This is a genomic window from bacterium (assembly GCA_035527515.1).
Lineage (GTDB): Bacteria > B130-G9 > B130-G9 > B130-G9 > B130-G9 > B130-G9.
Genome location: DATLAJ010000141.1, coordinates 1 through 16,814, shown reverse-complemented (window position 1 = coordinate 16,814; position 16,814 = coordinate 1). Strand labels below are relative to the sequence as shown.

The window sequence follows — 16,814 nt, the reverse complement described above, 5'->3', positions numbered from 1 at the left end:
TGGGCTAAACCCGCCAAACACACAGATTGCCCAATCTATCTCTACCAGCCAGAATACTACGGACTCAAGAATGGCCTGTCAAGGGTTTTCACCTTGAGCACCAACCGCACTTGAACGCTATTGTAAAAGTCCTCAACTCACACAACCAACATCACTCACGCAGCTTGCCGCCGAGGCGCCTCGACAGCTCGTCAATTATCTTCTGGTGCTGCTCGAACGCCTCTCCCACCGTAAGCGTCCTGTCCCTCGATCGGTATTTGATCGAATAGGCAAGGCCGATACGATCAGACGGAATCTGTTCCCCCTGATACCGATCGAACAGCGTTACATTCTCCAGCAACTCGCCACCGACCTCTCGAATTATGGCCTCCGCCTCGGCATCCTGTGTCCCCCTTGGCAGCGTAACTGCAAGGTCCAAAACCACCGCAGGGAATGCCGCATAACGCTTGTATTCTCTAGACGGCAAGGTCATGTCCTTCGCAATGTGAAGATCGATCTCGGCAAAGTAACATTCAGGCGAAAGATCAAACGATTCGGCAACATCCGGCCCCAGCTTGCCCAAGAAACCGACTGGCTCCGACCCAAGGCTCACGGAAAAGCTCCCGCCCCGCTCGGCAAACGGAAGTTCGTGCGGCTCGATCTTAGCCGACGGCAGATGAAGGTCCTCGAGCATCCTCTCTACAATCCCCTTAAGGTGATAAAAGCTCCCATCACCTTCACTCCGGGCCCAGTTGAACGGCAGGGGGTCGCCGCAGCCAACTATGCACACATGCATCTGCTCATCAGGAGTCACCTCGCCTCGATCAATGAATACATTCCCAAGCCCAAAAAGCCAGTGGTCAAGCTCCTTATGCCTCGCATTGTGCGAGGCGCAGTTCAAGACGCCCGGCAGCATGAATGTCCTTAGCATGTCCTGATCACCGCTAAGCGGGTTCATCAACCGCACCCCGGCTCTTAAGGGATCATCTTGGGCAATGCGGCATCGGTCCAGGAGACCCTCCCCCATGAGGCTCAATGTCCAGACCTCACACAGGCCCAAGCTCTTCAGCGAATGCTTGACCTGCCTCATCAGCTGGACATCGGGATTCAGCCGCCCAGTGAACAGCCTCGCCTTCGGGAGCTCTGCCGGTATCCGGTCGTATCCGTAGGCCCTTGCGATCTCCTCAACCAGGTCCTCCTCCCGGCTAACATCCGGACGGAAGGAAGGTGGCTCAACCCAGATCTGGTCTGATTGCTCGACGTCAGCATCCTTGCCAATGCCAAATCCGAGCGCAAGAAGTATCTTCTCCATCGCATGCGGCTCGATCTTCGTCCCAAGAACACGATTAACCCGCTCCGGCCGAAAAGTCACACACCTCGGCCGATAAGGCACCGGATACGACTCAATCGACCCTGCCAAAACGCTCCCACCGCACAGCTTCGCAATCTGTGACGCCGCCAACCGACTGACCTTCTCAAGCGCACAGATATCCGCCCCACGCTCAAAACGGTAGGAAGATTCTGTTGAGAGCCCGAGCCGCCTCGAGGTTCTCCTTATCAAAGGCGGGTCGAAGTGGGCGCACTCCAGAAAGACGCTCGTGGTAGAATCGCTTATGGCGGTGTCAAGCCCGCCCATCACACCCGCGATCGCCACCGGCCTTTTTGAATCGGCGATTACTAGCACGTCAGGATAAAGCTCGCGCTCCTCATCATCCAGAGTTACAATGCGCTCGCCTTTCCCCGCAAATCGAACCACCACGGCCTTGTCAGCGAGCTTGCCCAGGTCAAAACAGTGTGTCGGTTGCCCCGTCTCCAGCATGATGTAGTTGGAGAGATCAACAACTGCGTTGATCGGACGTAGCCCTACCGCTAAGAGCCTCCGCCTCAGCCAAACTGGCGACTCCCCGACTGTAACACCGGTTATCACACGGCCTATATACCGAGGACAGGCCTCAGCCTCGCGAACCTCCAGAATCGCTGCATCCTCCACAGCGCGACCGGCCTCGGACAGTTTGACTTTCCTGACCCGAAGCGGCTTGTCAACCAAAAGCGAGACCTCTCGTGCTATCCCGAGCACGCTGAGGCAGTCCGGACGGTTCGGCGTGATCTCGAGGTCCAGAACCGTATCATCTAGCTCGAACCCCTCATCACAAGAGAGCTTGACGAGCGACGCAGCCTCCGCCGACTCCCGCTCAGAATGCACGCTCTCAACCTCTTGACCGAGAAAGGTCAGCCCCCTAGAGAGCTCCTCCACACCAAGAGCAAAATCCACAAACTCCCGGAGCCACGAAACCGTAACCTTCAATTACCAACCATCCCCAGAATGTTTACTAGACTCACTTACTGCGCATCCACTCGCAAGAGCCTATGCCTGCGAGGCGCTATCAGTCGCGCTCAGCCATACTAAACCCGCAACATCTTGTAGAACCAATAACACAATACACTATCTATTCCCATGTTTTCAACCAGAATGATGATCAGTCGCGCAAATCCCCAAGCGAGCAAATAACTCGGTAAACGGCTTAATGCTGCTGATTGCATATCGTAACAAACAGAGGATTTGTTTACGATGCCGCCTGTTTGCCCCAGCGACTTGGGCCGGGCAAAAAACCGGCAGCCAGCGACACCTCGTCGCGTCTCGCTCCCAGGATTCGCGCATCCGTTCATCGCCTCATTTATGCCCCGGCCGGCTGCGATTCCAAAAGAGCTAATCAGGAGCGCCGGTGAAAGCAAGTATAAATAGCCAGCCAATGAGCCAAAGCACCACAATAGCCGCTGATAACGGGACCTGCCTGAACCCCCGGAACATGCGAGAGTATGTGCTCGCCGTTATGAACAACACGCTCATGACCACAACCAACAGTCCGGTCAGGACGTGCACTTCACTCACATAGGCCAGAATGGGTCCCTTTGTAAAAAACAGGTCGGCCAGGAAAAAGGTGGCGATGTTGAATATGTTGCTCCCGAAGACGTTCCCGATCGCCATGTCAACAGAACCGATCTTGACCGCAGCGTAGCACACAGTAAGCTCCGGCAGTGACGTGGCGACCGCGAGAAAAAGAGTGCCGACTATGCTTTGTCCCAGAACGAGCTGTGCGCCGAACAGGTGGATGGGGACCTGAGCGAGTGTGTGGCCCAGCATTACCATCCGCCACCCAGCGAGCACGATTATCGCGCTGGCGACGCCGAACTTGACACAGATGTTTGGGAGATTCTCCTCTTTGTATGACTGCGACTCGGCGCTCGCTGCGCTCTTGTGGCGCTCGTCGAGAAAAATAAGAAACATACATAGGAAGTATAGGAATAGTAGCAGGATGCTGCCGACTCCTACTGGCAGCCGCATGAGCTCGTTGAGTAAGGTTTCACATGATGCGAGCTTGTAAAGCAGGATCACAAGAAGAGCCACAAGCATCATTAGGCCGTTGAGGCTGCCGGAGAGCAAGTGCCTGGTGCCCTTGCCGGCCCAAACGGCCCTGCGAGGCATCACGAGGCCCAGGATGCCAAGTATTGCCAGATTGAAGAGGTTGCTGCCGAACAGGTTGCCGGCGGCCATGTCCGGAGCCCCGATACCCCCGGCCGTGCAGCTCGTTATCATCTCCGGCATCGAGGTAATGGCGGCCAGCAGCACAAGACCGACCCAGGTTGAGCCAATCTTGAGCTTCTTGCCGATGATGTCGCCAAAGCGGGATAGCCTCGTCCCCGCGATGAAGATTGCGACACCACAGACAGCGAATTGCGTCCAAAGGAAATTGCTGTTAACCCAGGCCTGCACTGCTCGCCCCAGTTGAACCAAATAAGCACTCGGTAAGCTTTGAGGTGAACAATAGGCAACCGTTGGGAGCAAGTCAACCGCCGCGGGCCGCCAAGTTGCGCGCTACGGTCCAAGTCACTTCTGCCGGCTGCATAGGCAATCTGATTCTGCGGGATGCTTGTCGAGCTTGACATTTGCGCCGGCCAGCCCATATTGTTAGGCCGGATTGACGCTGTTATGGTCGCACAGTCGGTTTATCAAAATGCGTGCTGGGAAGTCGTCCAGGGGTAGGACACGTGACTCTGGATCACGGAACCGGGGTTCGAATCCCTGCTTCCCAGCCAACTGTTTGGTGTGGCCCCTTAGTCTAGTGGTAAGGACGAGTGGTTCTCAGCCATTAAACAGGGGTTCGATTCCCCTAGGGGCCGCCATTGACTCTCGGCGTTGGCGCATTCTGCCCTGCGCGTAGCGGTGAGCAGGGCATTATTGAACATATTAAAACTACAGCCCGCACCAACTGCCGAGGAACCATATAGAGGTGGAGGCATCTATTCTATTGAGAGCTCCAACTGCGCTCGAACCAAAAAAATCGCTCGGCCAGGTCTTCCTTAACGACCGGAACCTTCTCGAGAAAGTCGCCGAACTCGCCGAAGCTCGCGACGAGATCGTGGTCGAGATCGGGGCTGGCGACGGCCGGCTCACCGAGCGCCTCGCTCGTGATGCGAAGCTCGTCTATGCTGTCGAGATGGACAGAGGCCTGTTTCAGCGACTCGAGGAACGTTTCGACGGTAGCCCTACTGTCATCCCGCTGTGCAGGAACGCCAAAGAACTCGATCTTTCAGACGATGTGTTTACACATACTTGGGGCAAGAAGGTCAAAGTTGTCGGCAATCTTCCCTACTGCTCGTTCGTCAGGATTCTGCTTACTTTGATGAATCAGATGGAGCGGATCGAAGACATTCGCATAATGGCTCAGAGGGAGATTGCCGAGCGGCTGACGGCGGTCCCGAACACGGCGCAATATGGCCGACTGAGCGTTACGGTGCAGGCTAGGGCGCGCGTGCGCTGGCTTCTTACGCTCCCTCCACAGGCGTTCTGGCCCATGCCGAAGGTTCATTCGGTCCTCCTCGCCATAACGCCCAAACAGCCGCCATTTGCATCTAAAGAGCTGCTGGATACGTTCGACGTGTTCGTGACCGCTGCATTTGCGCACAGGCGAAAGACGCTGCTCAATTCATTGATGCGAAGCACGACCTTGCGGGACCACAAAGAGCTCCCCGAACGGCTGTTAGCCGAGTTTGGCTTTCCTGCAACATGCAGGGCACAGGAGGTTCCTGTCCGCGACTACGTCAATCTCGTGAACAGATTGACTCGAGCCGACCCTACGTGAGTTGAGAAGGACCATACATGAAACACCAAGCATCGGACAGTTCCGTGGCGCTGCTATTCTCTGGTGGGCTGGATTCCACGCTCGCGGCAACGGTCTTGGGAAGGAGTTACGACATTGTCCATCTGATCTCGGTCTCGAGGGGATACGGCCACACGAAGATCGAGAGGACCGCCGCGCGGCTCGAGGAGCTGAAAAGCCGGGTAGATGGCGCAGAGTTCACCCACACAATCATCTCGGGCAAAGAGCTTTTCAGGACAATAGTCCTGCGCACTCTTGCGAAGGACATCGTCAGGTTCAGGGGCTTGTTCGTGATTTGCGTCGGCTGCAAGCTCGTGATGCACACAATCGGCACGATCTACTGCCTCGAGCACGGGATACCCAACATCGCTGACGGCGCTTCGGGCGCGACAGTGTGGATGTCGGACCAGGCACCCGTAACGCTCGAGGGGTATAGGCAGTTGCACGAGACCTTTGCTATCCGCTATTCTAATCCCGTCGTGGAGATCACTGACAGAGAACATGCACGCGAGGCGCTCAGGCAGCTTAGCATCAGGACGGGCCGGAAGGTTGCGGGCCGGGACTTGGGCACGCAGCCGGTTTGCTACTACGGGGATACTTTGACGTTTCTTCGTGAATCCCTCTTTAAGGTCTCGCTGCCTGTCTCCGATAAGGCAATTGGTGAGTACATAGCGCTAAAGATGCCAATGTTGATAAAGCACGTTCACCGGCATTTTGAGCTGGTGGGCCAGAACGTTTCTGATAGAATAAGATTGCTATCAGAGTTAAAGGACGTTTAACGACGTAGCAGCTACGATATGGACTGTTGATGTATAACGAGCCACTTAAACGGAGCAACCATGCTTTTTAGGTGTGATCACTGCGGCGCAGAGTTCCAAGCCGACGCCCGTAAGATTCCTAATCCCAAGGTGAAGTTCAAGTGCAGCAAGTGCAAGGTAGGCCAGCTGGTGCTGGTGCCCAACTCAGACGCTTCCGGCAAGGAGAGGCCGGCGGCCGGGCCGGTAACCTCTCGTATGGCCAGCAAACCCGCTGTCAAGACGACCGCGCCATCCAGCCCCCAAGAGGCGAAGAAAATGCTCACGCAAGTCAAGGACTTGCCCAGCCTACCGTTCGTCGCAACGAAGGTGATGCAGCTCACCACCTCGCCGAACACCACAATGAAGCAGATGGAGGAGGTCATCCTAAAGGACTCGGCGCTCGCCTCCAAGGTCCTCAAGTACTCGAACTCTGCCCTATATGGGCGGTCCGGCCAGATAACGAGCATGACAGACGCCCTCGTGCTTCTCGGCTTCTCGACGGTCAAAACGATTGTCATCGCCTCGTCCGTCAAGAGCATGCACCCCTCTCCTGGCCACGGATATTCCGCCGCCGGCAAGACACTGTGGGCACATTCGATCGAGTCTGGCATCGCGGCGCGACTCTTGGCCAAACAGAGGAGAAAGGACCTGGTGGAAGAGGCTTTCATTGTGGGCCTGCTGCACGACATCGGCAAGAACATCATTGAGAGCAAGCTGCCCGGCTACGTTAGGGAGCTGATCGCCCTGAAGAAAAAAGGCGACCTAACCTTCGAGGAGATCGAGGAGCAGGTCCTGGGCATCAACCACTCCGAACTTGGCGCGATCCTGTGCCACAAGTGGAACTTCCCGGAGATTCTGGAGAAGGCCATTCAGTTCCACCATCACCCAAGCTCCAACAAAAAAGAACCTATTCTGTCCCACTTAGCCTGCGTATCCGACGCAATCTCCTATCACCTCTCGACGCCTCCGGTCAACCAGCCTGAAAGCGAAGCGGACATACTGGAGCTCGAGTCAAGCGCGTTCCTGGAACTTGACATAGACACCTTTCAGGAGATCGTCAAGGAGGTTCAAGAGACGGTCGAGAGAGACAGGAAGACCTTCGACCTTTAAGACTAGCCGCTGGCTTCTGGCCGTTCACACGCCCTCGCCTGCACAACACCCAAACGCCACGCTTGCTCACACTCAGGACCCTAAGGTCGAATCGCGTTTCACCATCGCTTGGCTGGTGCGGCTTGCGCCGCCGCTACCGTCCGATGGTCTCGACACCTCCCATGTAGGCAACCAATACTTCTGGGACCTTGACCGAGCCGTCGGGCAGCTGATAGTTCTCCAAAATGGCCGCCAATGTCCTCCCGACCGCGAGTCCCGAACCGTTCAAGGTATGCACAAAACGCGATTTCCCGTCCTTCGGCTTATATCTGATGCCTGCCCGCCTCGCCTGAAAATCGGTGCAATTGCTGCAAGACGATATCTCTCGGAACCGTTTCTGAAACGGGAACCACACCTCAAGGTCGTAGGTCTTGGCGGACGCAAACGTAAGATCGCCCGTGCACAACGAGACAACGCGATATGCCAACCCCAGCCTCTTTAGCACTACCTCTGCGTCGCTCGTAAGCTGCTCGAGCGCATCCCAGGACGCCTCAGGCGTCGTTATCTTGACTAGCTCGACCTTGTTGAACTGGTGCAGGCGCACAAGACCTCGTTGGTCCTTGCCGTAAGTCCCAGCCTCGCGGCGGAAGCACGGGGTGTATGCCGTGAGGTTCAGGGGTAACTGGCCCTCCTCGAGCGTCTCCTCCCGGAACAGGTTTACAAGCGGGACCTCGCCCGTTGGAACCAGAAACAGCCCAGGCCATTCGTCGCTTCGGAACGGCTCATTAGCCCGATCCGCTATCTGTGCCGGGCCGAGGCAATAATACATGTCGTCCTCGAGCTTCGGGACTTGACCTGAGCCAAAGCAGGTCTCGTAGCTAACGAGAAACGGCGGGATAATCTCCCTGTAACCATGCTCGTTCACGTGCAAATCGAGCATGAAATTGATCAACGCTCGCTCCAGGCGCGCCCCAAGACCCTTGTTGACCACAAATCGGGAGCCAGACATCCTCGCCGCACGTTCAAAATCTAAAATATCAAGCGCAGTACCCAAGTCCCAGTGAGCCCTCGGCTCAAAATCGAACTTCGCTATCTCGCCCCACGTGCGGACCTCGACGTTGCAGGACTCGTCTTTCCCGACCGGCACATCGTCATGCGACAGATTAGGAATAACCCGCATGAAATCGCTGAGCTGCGTTTCGACCGCCCGCAATTCCTTCTCAAGCGATTTGACCTCGTCGGAGACCTTCCGCATCCTGTCGATCACTCTCTCCCGCTCGCCCTGTGGTACGTCTTTCCTAGAGATACGCTGCGACACCTCGTTCCGGTCTCGCCTGAGCTGCTCAACTCTCGCCAACATGTCCCTTCGCCTCGCATCAAGCGACGCGAACAGGCCGAAATCAAGCTCGCTCTGCCGCTCCTCGGTCTTACGTCTAACCAAGTCCAGATGTTCGCGCACAAACCGCAAATCAAGCAATTCCGAAATCCTCTCAGATCATTTTGACCCAAACGCCCCAGGGACTAAGCCCCGGGGCGAAGGGTCGAGTGGAGGCGCCTTTTCGGCACCACCTAACATATTACTATCAAACAACGGCAGGTCAAGGTTCACGCTTACGCCACCGCCAATGCTACGGCGCACAAGTTATCAGTCGCCACCTGTAGGCTGCAACCTGAAAACGCTGGCGCAAAAGTCCCGGGACAGCATTCCGTAGGGGCGCTGCTTGCCGGAACAGCCCAAACATCAGATGGACCGGGTGGGCGACCGCCTTTTTGGAGTGCGGTGGCTTGACACCGCTTTGGCTCGCCGCGGCTTGACGCGGCACGGTGTTTTGTGCGAGAACAAGTGGAATTAAGATTGAGGTGATGCTTCGTTCGGCTCCCCGCAGGGGGGCCACAATAGTAGCCGTAGGCGCCGGCCGAAGGCCCAGCCTACGGAATCTGGCCCCACACACGTCCCCGACCCTGGAGGGGTCGAACAATTATGAGGCGCACGGACGTTGTGCAGCCCCTTCAGGGCTGGAAGGTGTTTTTCGCCGTTCCTGATCCGTGGGTTTGCACCCACGGCTATTCACATTATCCCCTTTCAGGGGATTCGCGGATTCGTAGCAGCTGCCAAGCGCCGGAACCGAAAACGGCGCCATGAACCACTCCAAGATAGAATGAGGAAACTCCTCAATGCCCGCCAGTTGACACGCACCTCAACTGACGGTATTTTTATGAATAATGCTCGCTCTAGTCGAGTGTGCAAGTATTATGCGCCCCAGTGATGGGCCTATGAATGAGGTAAGGAATGTTTCCTACTGGGCAATCGCTGTTTGCAAGCAAGATACCCTTATTTTCCAAGCTGGCCGCAAACTCGACGTTTACCCCCCTTCAGCAGGTCTCAGCCAGCCTGCTCCGTTTCAACTGGGCTCAGGTGAACGCCGGGCATTTCCTGTCCGACCTAGCGTTCTTTGGGCTGGGATTCCTGCTTTTAAGCCTCGCCATGAGCTACGGGAAACAGTTTGCCAGAAGGGGCTTCGGCGCTATGCTGCTAAGAGCTGGCCGCGTATGGGGAGCTCTTTGGTCCGCTGTGGCCGCGCTCTGTCTGGTCGTGGCCGCCATCGACCTTAGTCGCTTGCCAATCTCAAGCGGCGTCGCAATCATCTGGACAGCAGTCCTCGCAATCGTCGGCGCAGCGCTCTTCATCCTATCACTCTCAAGCTTCAAGAGCCGGGACTCGGGTCGCTTGCCAATGCGCAGATCAGAAACCGCTGTAAAAGCGTCCGGCTTCGTCATTGCTCTTGGCTGCGCCTCGTTACTCTGGGTAGTTGATTTCCCGCCTCAGACGTCGCTTGGCTGGCTCGTCGTCCAGCTTCTGATTCTCGGCATCCCAGCCGGCGTTGGCTTTCTCCTGCCCACTCGCGAGGCGCTGAAGGCGACTCAGGAGAGCCCCGAGCCGGACCTCAAGGGCGCTCGCTACTTCAAGCGCTGGGATTTCGTCTTGCTCGTCGTGTTTGGCTCCATGCTGATTCTCGCAACGCGGGCCGTACCGGAGCTTGGCCAGAACAACATCCTACCGCTCATCCAAGCGCTGCTGCTCGCAATTTGCCTGTTCAACCGAGCGCCGCAAAGTGAGATCGCCGAGCGCCCGAGAGAACTGTTCGGCAACGTCCTTAGCGCGATGATCGTCCTTCAGTTTGTCCTGCCTCTCGGGTGGTTCGCATCTCTCCATCCGCCACAGCCAGTCCATTTTACTGCATATCTCACCAATTATCTAACACTTGCCTTCGCTGCACTGCTCGTGGCGTTGGTGCTCAGTCTCCGTGTCCTTCCAAAGGGCGAACAATTGGCTAGACCCTGGTTTCGGATGGCGCGATTCTGGGTGCTGGCCGGACTTGTTGCCGTTATTCTGCTCGGCCCTGATTTTGGATTTATCGTTTGGACCTCTGGGCCGATCTCGGAGCCAAAACTAGACCTACAGTCAGTGATAATTGTTGCCGTTTTGGCGTGCCTGGCTTTCTTCACACGGCGACGCGACCTGAGGCGCAGCATCAGGTTCACCCTAGTCGGCGCATCATTTGTCTTCGCCCTCACGGCTTTCGTTGGGTGTCGCTTACCCGGGAAAGAACGCCTCGCCTCCATTATTATACAGTTTCTGCTGCCATATCGCTATGGCATTGCCATAACATTGGCGCTGCTGCTTGTGGTTCTCACGTTCAAGAAACCGGCGGAGCGCTTCGCTCTTGCACTCAGGGGACGGACGCTAAGAGTGGCCAGCTACTCGCTTCTCATCGTTATCGCACTCCTCTGCCGTGGACTTAGCAGCTTCCCATCCTATCCCATCGGTTCTTGGTACTACTGCTCCGCAGGTCTGACTGAGAACGACCAGCGCGCTTTGAACATCCTCCTACCGGAAAACCCTCCAGAACTCAACTTCCTGAAGGCCTCGTCGTTTCCAGACACGCAGCCTAATCACGGCGCAGACATATACGCCTGGGCCGGCGTAATGCCCCTGCCGATGAGGTTGCCGGAGTATTTCCAATACATACCCAAGATCATGGGGACTCCCCCACAGCTCGTTGTCGGCGCGGCCAGGGTTACGCGAAGCGCAGAGGCCTCTGACGTTCGACTGGAGGTCCTTTATTCACGCCGAGTAGCTGGAACTGGCCTTGCTGACATGGTTAAGTTGCAGCTTCTACCGAACAAGCTGAGGCGCCAAGCGCATGAGAGCCTGAACACTGTCCAGAATGTGGCGAATTGGGCGAGATACTACGATTACCCGCGCGCGATCATCGGGCTTTCCAGCCCCATCAGGCATCCGTCTGGTTTGATTGGAATGGTCGTCTCGATGGCCATCACTTCGCTTGAATACCCGCCCGGACAGGAAGCGCAGAAACTGTTCTGGCGCATTGATGGCATGCCGGGCGTTACTATCTACTGAAGAAGCAGGCAACAGTCGTCGCGATCTGCGACACGCGATGAATTGATGACTCCAGCCATCGCCCGACTTTAGTCGAGGCGATCCAGAAGGGCTACTATAATGCTAGCCCCCGAATTCATTCGGGGGAATTGGGGCCGTCACACACATCCCCTCTTTCCTCTTCAGATCAGGGTTTTGGGGAGGAAGGGGGAGTCGCGGAGCCATCTCCAGGGCCACCCGAATAACTTCGGGTGTTAGTATAATTAGAGCTATCTACATCACCGCGTTGAAACGCGGTGATTCGGAGGAAGGAGCCCAGCGACCCTGCACGCCTCATCGCCGGAGGCGATTCGATGCCGGGCGTTACTATCTACTGAAGAAGCAGGCAACAGTCGTCGCGATCTGCGATACGCGATGAATTGATGACTCCAGCCATCGCCCGACTTTAGTCGAGGCGATCCAGAAGGGCTACTATAATACTAGCCCCCGAATTCATTCGGGGGAATTGGGGCCGTCACACACATCCCCTCTTTCCTCTTCAGATCAGGGTCCTGGGGAGGGAGGAGACAAATGCCTCCCATCCTCAGGCCGCCCGAATAAAGTCGGGTGTTAGTATAATTAGAGGTATCTATATCACCGCGTTAAAACGCAGTGATTCGGAGGAAGGAGCTCCGAGACCCTGCACGCCTCATCGCCGGAGGCGATTCGATGCCGGGCAGCTCATTCCCCAGTGCGAGGGGCATCCGGGGCGCGTCAACGCCGCCGGAGCAGTTTGGCTCCGCGCCTCGCCAAGTCGTGGTCGGACAAAAGGTCCAACTGAGTCAGATTGGTCAATATAATGTCATTGGCCTCATCCTGTCTCCCCTGGGCGTCCAATAGCGCGACGAGCTGGCGGAGTCCCTCATCCCAGAATATGCTCTTGGGGTGGAGCGTGATGAGCCTGCGGAGGGCGACCTCAGAGACCTCAAAGTTCTCTCCCCGCGCCGCAACTTGCGAGGCAAGCAGAAGGAAGGGAGGCGCAAGGCCGTCGCAGAGCTCGAGCCCGACCCTGGCCAGGCTGAGGCCTTCTGCGCCGCCCGCTCGCTGCGCCTCCTCGTAGAGCATGAGGCCGAGGCAGACCCTCGCCAGCTTCCCTCTGGAAAGCCGCAAGGCCGCATCTAACTGGGACAGAGCGCTCGCATCGTTCGAGCAGCGTTTGGCCAAGAAAAAAAGCCTCAGATGAGCTAAAGCCCTGGTCTGATCGTCTCGACTGCTCGACGCAATTGCGGACACCCGCGCTCGCGTGTCATCGCTCAAGCGTCCCATGGCGTCTTGGGCGGCTGGCAGGAAGGCATACTCAGCAGCAGCGTCCAGCAGTTGGCTTACGAAGAGCAGCCCACCCTCGACGTCGCCCAGTTCTCCGTCATATATGTCCAGCACAAGCCCAACCGCCATGGCGCCGTAGGGGGCGTTTCTGGAGGTTATCAAGGCATTGAGCGCCGCCTCGGCGTCCGCAAGCTGGCCCGCCTGTGTTCTGCGTTTAGCGATGGCAAGCAGCATTGCATTAGATACGAATTGCGTGCGGAAAAGCCGCCGCCAGGGCCTGAGCGCAATCGCCGTCCAGCTCTCGACGTGAAAGTCAAACCTCCGAGAGAGCAGCTCCTGCTCAAGGTCGGCGAGCGCCTGTCGCTCCGATTTCGGCCCCAGAAGGACTTCCGCAACTAGTCTGGCGTCGTCGGCGAATGGGCTGTCAAAAAAGCGCTCAGAGAGACTCTTGAGCTGGAGCCGAGGCAGGCTCAACAGCCCAGAGCGAGCACAGGAGCGAACCGCGCGGTCGAGCTCTGCGCCGCCGCGAGCATCACCCCAGAATCCTGCGAGCGCCTCAACTTGGCGCCTCGCCTGGATGCCGTTCCCGATTGCGAGCTTTATCTGGACATCAACGGCAGAGTCCGGGGCGGCGATGCCCGCACTGAGAATGAGCAAAAGGCCAAAAGAGAGGGCTGATGCGAGGCGGATTCTGAATCCACGGTGCGAGAAGACGGCGAACGTCAGGAGCAAGGCCAGCACGAACGCCGCCAGGTGAGCGAGGCAGAGCAGCCTGATGGCGGCATGCCCGTCCCATTCGATAAGCCCGAAAAGCCTGTTTGCGAACCGATAGACAAGCGCCATGGCTGAGAGCGCGATGCCGAGCGCCGAGAGACGGTCTCTGACACGCCTTCGGGCGAGCATGACGACGCCGGGGACGAGCGCCGCGGTGAATAGCAGCAGGTCGGGGAGCGTGTTATAGATCGGCAGTAAAGCCTGCGCGAGAGCCATCCATGCAAAGACGCCGACGTAGGTTGCGAGGGGCCTCATTGAAGCCTCAGTTCCGCCTTTGGCCGTGCTTCGCAGAGAATTGCGAGCCCGCGCACGGCTTGAGCCAGGCTGGACCATGGCCGCCACTTATAGAAACCTATCGGCGCCATTTGGCGATCGCCTTCCAAGCTGAGAAAAACACCAGAACGCCGAGCAGGACCGGCGGGATCAGCACCAGTGCGGCGGCGAATTTTAGAGACCTCCGAAGCCAGTGCAGGACCGGATGCAGGCGCGTCTGCGGCGCGTTTCGGATGTTCTCCTTGCGCAATTGACTGTGCATGACGTCAGGGAGCATATCAGCCCAGGGCGGCGTGCATCAATAGACTCACCATGCACATTCATCAGAAGTTTCCGCACCTCGACGACGAGGTGCAACCTGCGGAATCCGTTCACGTCGGTATCCTCGCGATCTTAAAAGGGGGTCGAACAGCCCATCCACGGGGCTATGTTCAGCACTTTCAGGGAAGCACGAAGAACGTCTTCAGCACAGCAGGTCCAGGTACGATTACGAAAACTCCTTGCGGAAACCAGGAGTTTTCGTATTCCCCTGTGCTGGTTGACCGGTAATGTGGCTATATGAAGGGCTTCAGGGTATGGGAAAGGTGGGATTGAGTTCTGGTGCCTATTGCTTGAGTCCCCTGAAAGGGGGCCACGTGAGTAGCCCCGTGTGAAACGCGGGGTATCTAGCCGACGACGCTGCTCCTAGCTACCTTCGCCATCCGCCAATCGCTTTGCGATTGGCGGATGGCGAAGGGATTTCTTGGTTGTCGCGCATTTCGATCCGCAGGTTGCACCTGCGGCTACTCACGTTCCGCCCCTTCAGGGCGTTCAGGACTGTTTTGGTGGCATTACGATGTGCGATGTCACGTTCTGCCCTTTCAGGGCATTCAGGCAATGCCGTCGAATTTCATCGAGGCCGATTCTCAGATTGTTGAGGCTTTGTAGCCCATGACCCCTAATTCAAGCCCAGACTGCGAGCATCAAAGCGACAACATCGACCGATTACGAAAACTCCTTGCGGAAACAGCTTGACAGACGTGTTGAATTGTGCAGAATAAGATCAGTAAATTGCTTTTTGTGAGGTTGAACGTGGCTTAAAATATGAGCCTTGGGGATTATTCGTGAGCGTTATCGAATAATCTCGCGAAGTTAATTGGCGCTGTCTCGGAGCGCCGAAGGATGAGAAGATGGGGGACGAAGGCGAGTTTCGCAGCAGACGACTGCCATCGCAGGATAACAGCCGCGTAATCCTGACTACTGACATACCCGGGCCCCTCCGGCCTCTCTATTGGGGGGGGGCAGCATACCACCGCGCACGAGACCCACCCGTATTCCTAGCGCGCATCGTTCACTTTTTCGCAAGCAAATCGAAATCAATTCTAGATGATTCAGCGAGTTCACGAATGAGCTTCTGAAACGCAAGAAAAGGAGATACACGAATGAAGCGACGAAATGTGATTATCGGGCTGTCTGTCTTGATCGTAGCCCTTGCCGTCCTGGTCTTTGCCGGTGAGTTTTACGGCAATGGCATGGTATTGCCCACCTCGGGCTGTGCAGACGACACGCCGTTCCATTGGTACGTTACGTATGCTAAGGGGCCAGGTGAGAGCGCTCCGGAGGTCTACCTGCACGTATACAAAGACGGTGACTTGTATGGTGGGGATCGGATGATGTACATCGATCAACAACAGAGCATCCTCGTCGACTACAAGTATGACGCGACTCTGCCGGCGGGATCCTACACATTTGAGATGTGGACCGATGACGACGAAACGGAGGGGAGCGGGCCTTATGTGTATGAGTGCCCATAAGGGGGCGCTGTAGGCGGGCGGCGGCGGTTGCCGCCGCCCGGGCCCCCCTCTAGACATTTGCGGGGAGTCTTCGGGCTCCCCGCAACAAACGACACATTCAGCTGTAAGAGAGAATAAGGAGGTCTGATTCAATGGTCAATAGGGACATTGACACTATACTGTGGCTGGTGCTCTTGGTTTCGGCCTTTTTCTTTGGACCTGATGTGTGCCTCGCGGGGAGGGTTGAGCTCCTTCACGATGCCGGGCCGCGGCAGGTCATGGCCTACTGGGAGGCCTATGCGAATCCATTCCAGACACAAGGTCTCGCCGTGCAGTTCGAGCCGTCCGGTTTCCCGTGTTTCGTTCGTGAGGTATCCGTGTTCGTCAACTCCACGGCTGAGTTCCGGATTCACATCGTGGACTTCGACCAGGTCGAGCTCTGCGAGGTTGCTACGATCGGGGCTGTGAAGCCGCGTTCCTGGGCCACTTACGTTCTGCCATATCAGGTAGAAGTTGACTGCGATGGCTTCTGGGTCATCGCGGAGATCACGAAGCCACCGGAACCGGGCATTGGAACGACTTATGAGCCAAATGGGGGGACTACCGTTTACACTAAGAACTGGGATTCAGAGAACGGGATCCATTATACGGGATGGGGTGGTAACGGCGGTAACGCGATGATCCGCACGGTGGTTGACGTGCCGGTGCAGGTCGAGTCCATATCAAACCTTAAGGCCGGGAATGACCACCTCTTCGTAACATTCGATTCGCCCATGGACGCGTCCACCCTCAACGCGGAAACCATAACACTCGACGCCGAGCCCTCCGGGAGGATTCTGGGTACTTACGAGTATGATGACAGTCTGACGCGAGTCGAGTTCACGCCGGATTCATCTCTTCAGCCCGGTTTCTTGAGTCTGGAGGTCTCGACTGGGGTCGTGGACATCTACGGGAACCGCCCAAGTTCACCCACACACAGGTTGTTTGTGGTGGGAAATGAGACCGATCAGACGCCTCCCGCGAGACCCGGAGACGTCTCGGTCCAGACTGAAGATGCAATAGTCGTTAGGTGGAACGCAGTGCCACTTGCGGATGCTGCCGGCTACTATCTGTACTCGGGGCCTTGGCAACCGGGAACTACTGAGGAGCAGTGGCTGGCAAACGCTTCGAAGACCGACGTGGGCGACGTTACGGAAACGCCGGTTCTAGTCGCTCAGATGGAGTCCCACTACCGAGTTGGGGTGGCCGCCTATGATACGCCTCG

At 56.9% G+C, this 16,814-nt stretch carries 10 protein-coding genes and 2 tRNA genes; 8 read left to right on the top strand and 4 right to left on the bottom strand.

The window, feature by feature from the left end; genetic code table 11:
• Window positions 1–151 precede the first annotated feature (151 nt).
• Together pheT and VM163_11515 are read right to left on the bottom strand one after the other, a co-directional pair.
• The gene (pheT, locus tag VM163_11520) at window positions 152–2,284 is read right to left on the bottom strand and encodes a phenylalanine--tRNA ligase subunit beta (GenBank protein ID HUT04504.1); all 2,133 of its coding nucleotides are present in this window, start codon (window positions 2,282–2,284) and stop codon (window positions 152–154) included.
• A gap of 402 nt (window positions 2,285–2,686) precedes the next feature.
• Window positions 2,687–3,751 carry a hypothetical protein gene (locus VM163_11515; GenBank protein HUT04503.1) on the bottom strand — a complete coding sequence of 355 codons (1,065 nt, stop codon included), beginning with the start codon at window positions 3,749–3,751 and terminating at the stop codon, window positions 2,687–2,689.
• Between the two features lie 249 nt (window positions 3,752–4,000).
• On the opposite strand from VM163_11515, the gene VM163_11510 reads away from it, so the two are divergent.
• The 5 genes from VM163_11510 (at window position 4,001) to VM163_11490 (ending at window position 7,045) form a co-directional block, all read left to right on the top strand.
• A tRNA-Gln gene (locus VM163_11510) sits at window positions 4,001–4,074 on the top strand.
• Between the two features lie 12 nt (window positions 4,075–4,086).
• A tRNA-Glu gene (locus VM163_11505) sits at window positions 4,087–4,161 on the top strand.
• Between the two features lie 125 nt (window positions 4,162–4,286).
• Window positions 4,287–5,120 carry a 16S rRNA (adenine(1518)-N(6)/adenine(1519)-N(6))-dimethyltransferase RsmA gene (rsmA, locus tag VM163_11500; protein HUT04502.1) on the top strand — a complete coding sequence of 278 codons (834 nt, stop codon included), beginning with the start codon at window positions 4,287–4,289 and terminating at the stop codon, window positions 5,118–5,120.
• 17 nt (window positions 5,121–5,137) lie between these two features.
• Window positions 5,138–5,917, top strand: a complete 780-nt coding sequence (locus VM163_11495; protein HUT04501.1) for a hypothetical protein — start codon at window positions 5,138–5,140, stop codon at window positions 5,915–5,917.
• Window positions 5,918–5,977: 60 nt separating this feature from the next.
• The gene (locus VM163_11490; protein HUT04500.1) at window positions 5,978–7,045 is read left to right on the top strand and encodes an HDOD domain-containing protein; all 1,068 of its coding nucleotides are present in this window, start codon (window positions 5,978–5,980) and stop codon (window positions 7,043–7,045) included.
• A 133-nt stretch (window positions 7,046–7,178) separates the two neighbouring features.
• Here the strand turns inward: VM163_11490 and serS are convergent, their stop codons facing one another.
• Window positions 7,179–8,501, bottom strand: a complete 1,323-nt coding sequence (gene serS, locus VM163_11485) for a serine--tRNA ligase (protein HUT04499.1) — start codon at window positions 8,499–8,501, stop codon at window positions 7,179–7,181.
• Between the two features lie 813 nt (window positions 8,502–9,314).
• On the opposite strand from serS, the gene VM163_11480 reads away from it, so the two are divergent.
• On the top strand, window positions 9,315–11,447 hold the full coding sequence (locus VM163_11480; protein ID HUT04498.1) for a hypothetical protein: 2,133 nt from the start codon (window positions 9,315–9,317) through the stop codon (window positions 11,445–11,447).
• Window positions 11,448–12,179: 732 nt separating this feature from the next.
• Here the strand turns inward: VM163_11480 and VM163_11475 are convergent.
• Window positions 12,180–13,760, bottom strand: a complete 1,581-nt coding sequence (locus VM163_11475; GenBank protein ID HUT04497.1) for a hypothetical protein — start codon at window positions 13,758–13,760, stop codon at window positions 12,180–12,182.
• Window positions 13,761–15,199: 1,439 nt separating this feature from the next.
• Here VM163_11475 and VM163_11470 point away from each other — a divergent pair.
• Complete coding sequence (locus VM163_11470; protein ID HUT04496.1) at window positions 15,200–15,571, top strand: hypothetical protein; 372 nt, start codon at window positions 15,200–15,202, stop codon at window positions 15,569–15,571.
• 131 nt (window positions 15,572–15,702) lie between these two features.
• On the top strand, window positions 15,703–16,814 hold a 1,112-nt coding region (locus VM163_11465; GenBank protein HUT04495.1), incomplete at its 3' end, for an Ig-like domain-containing protein.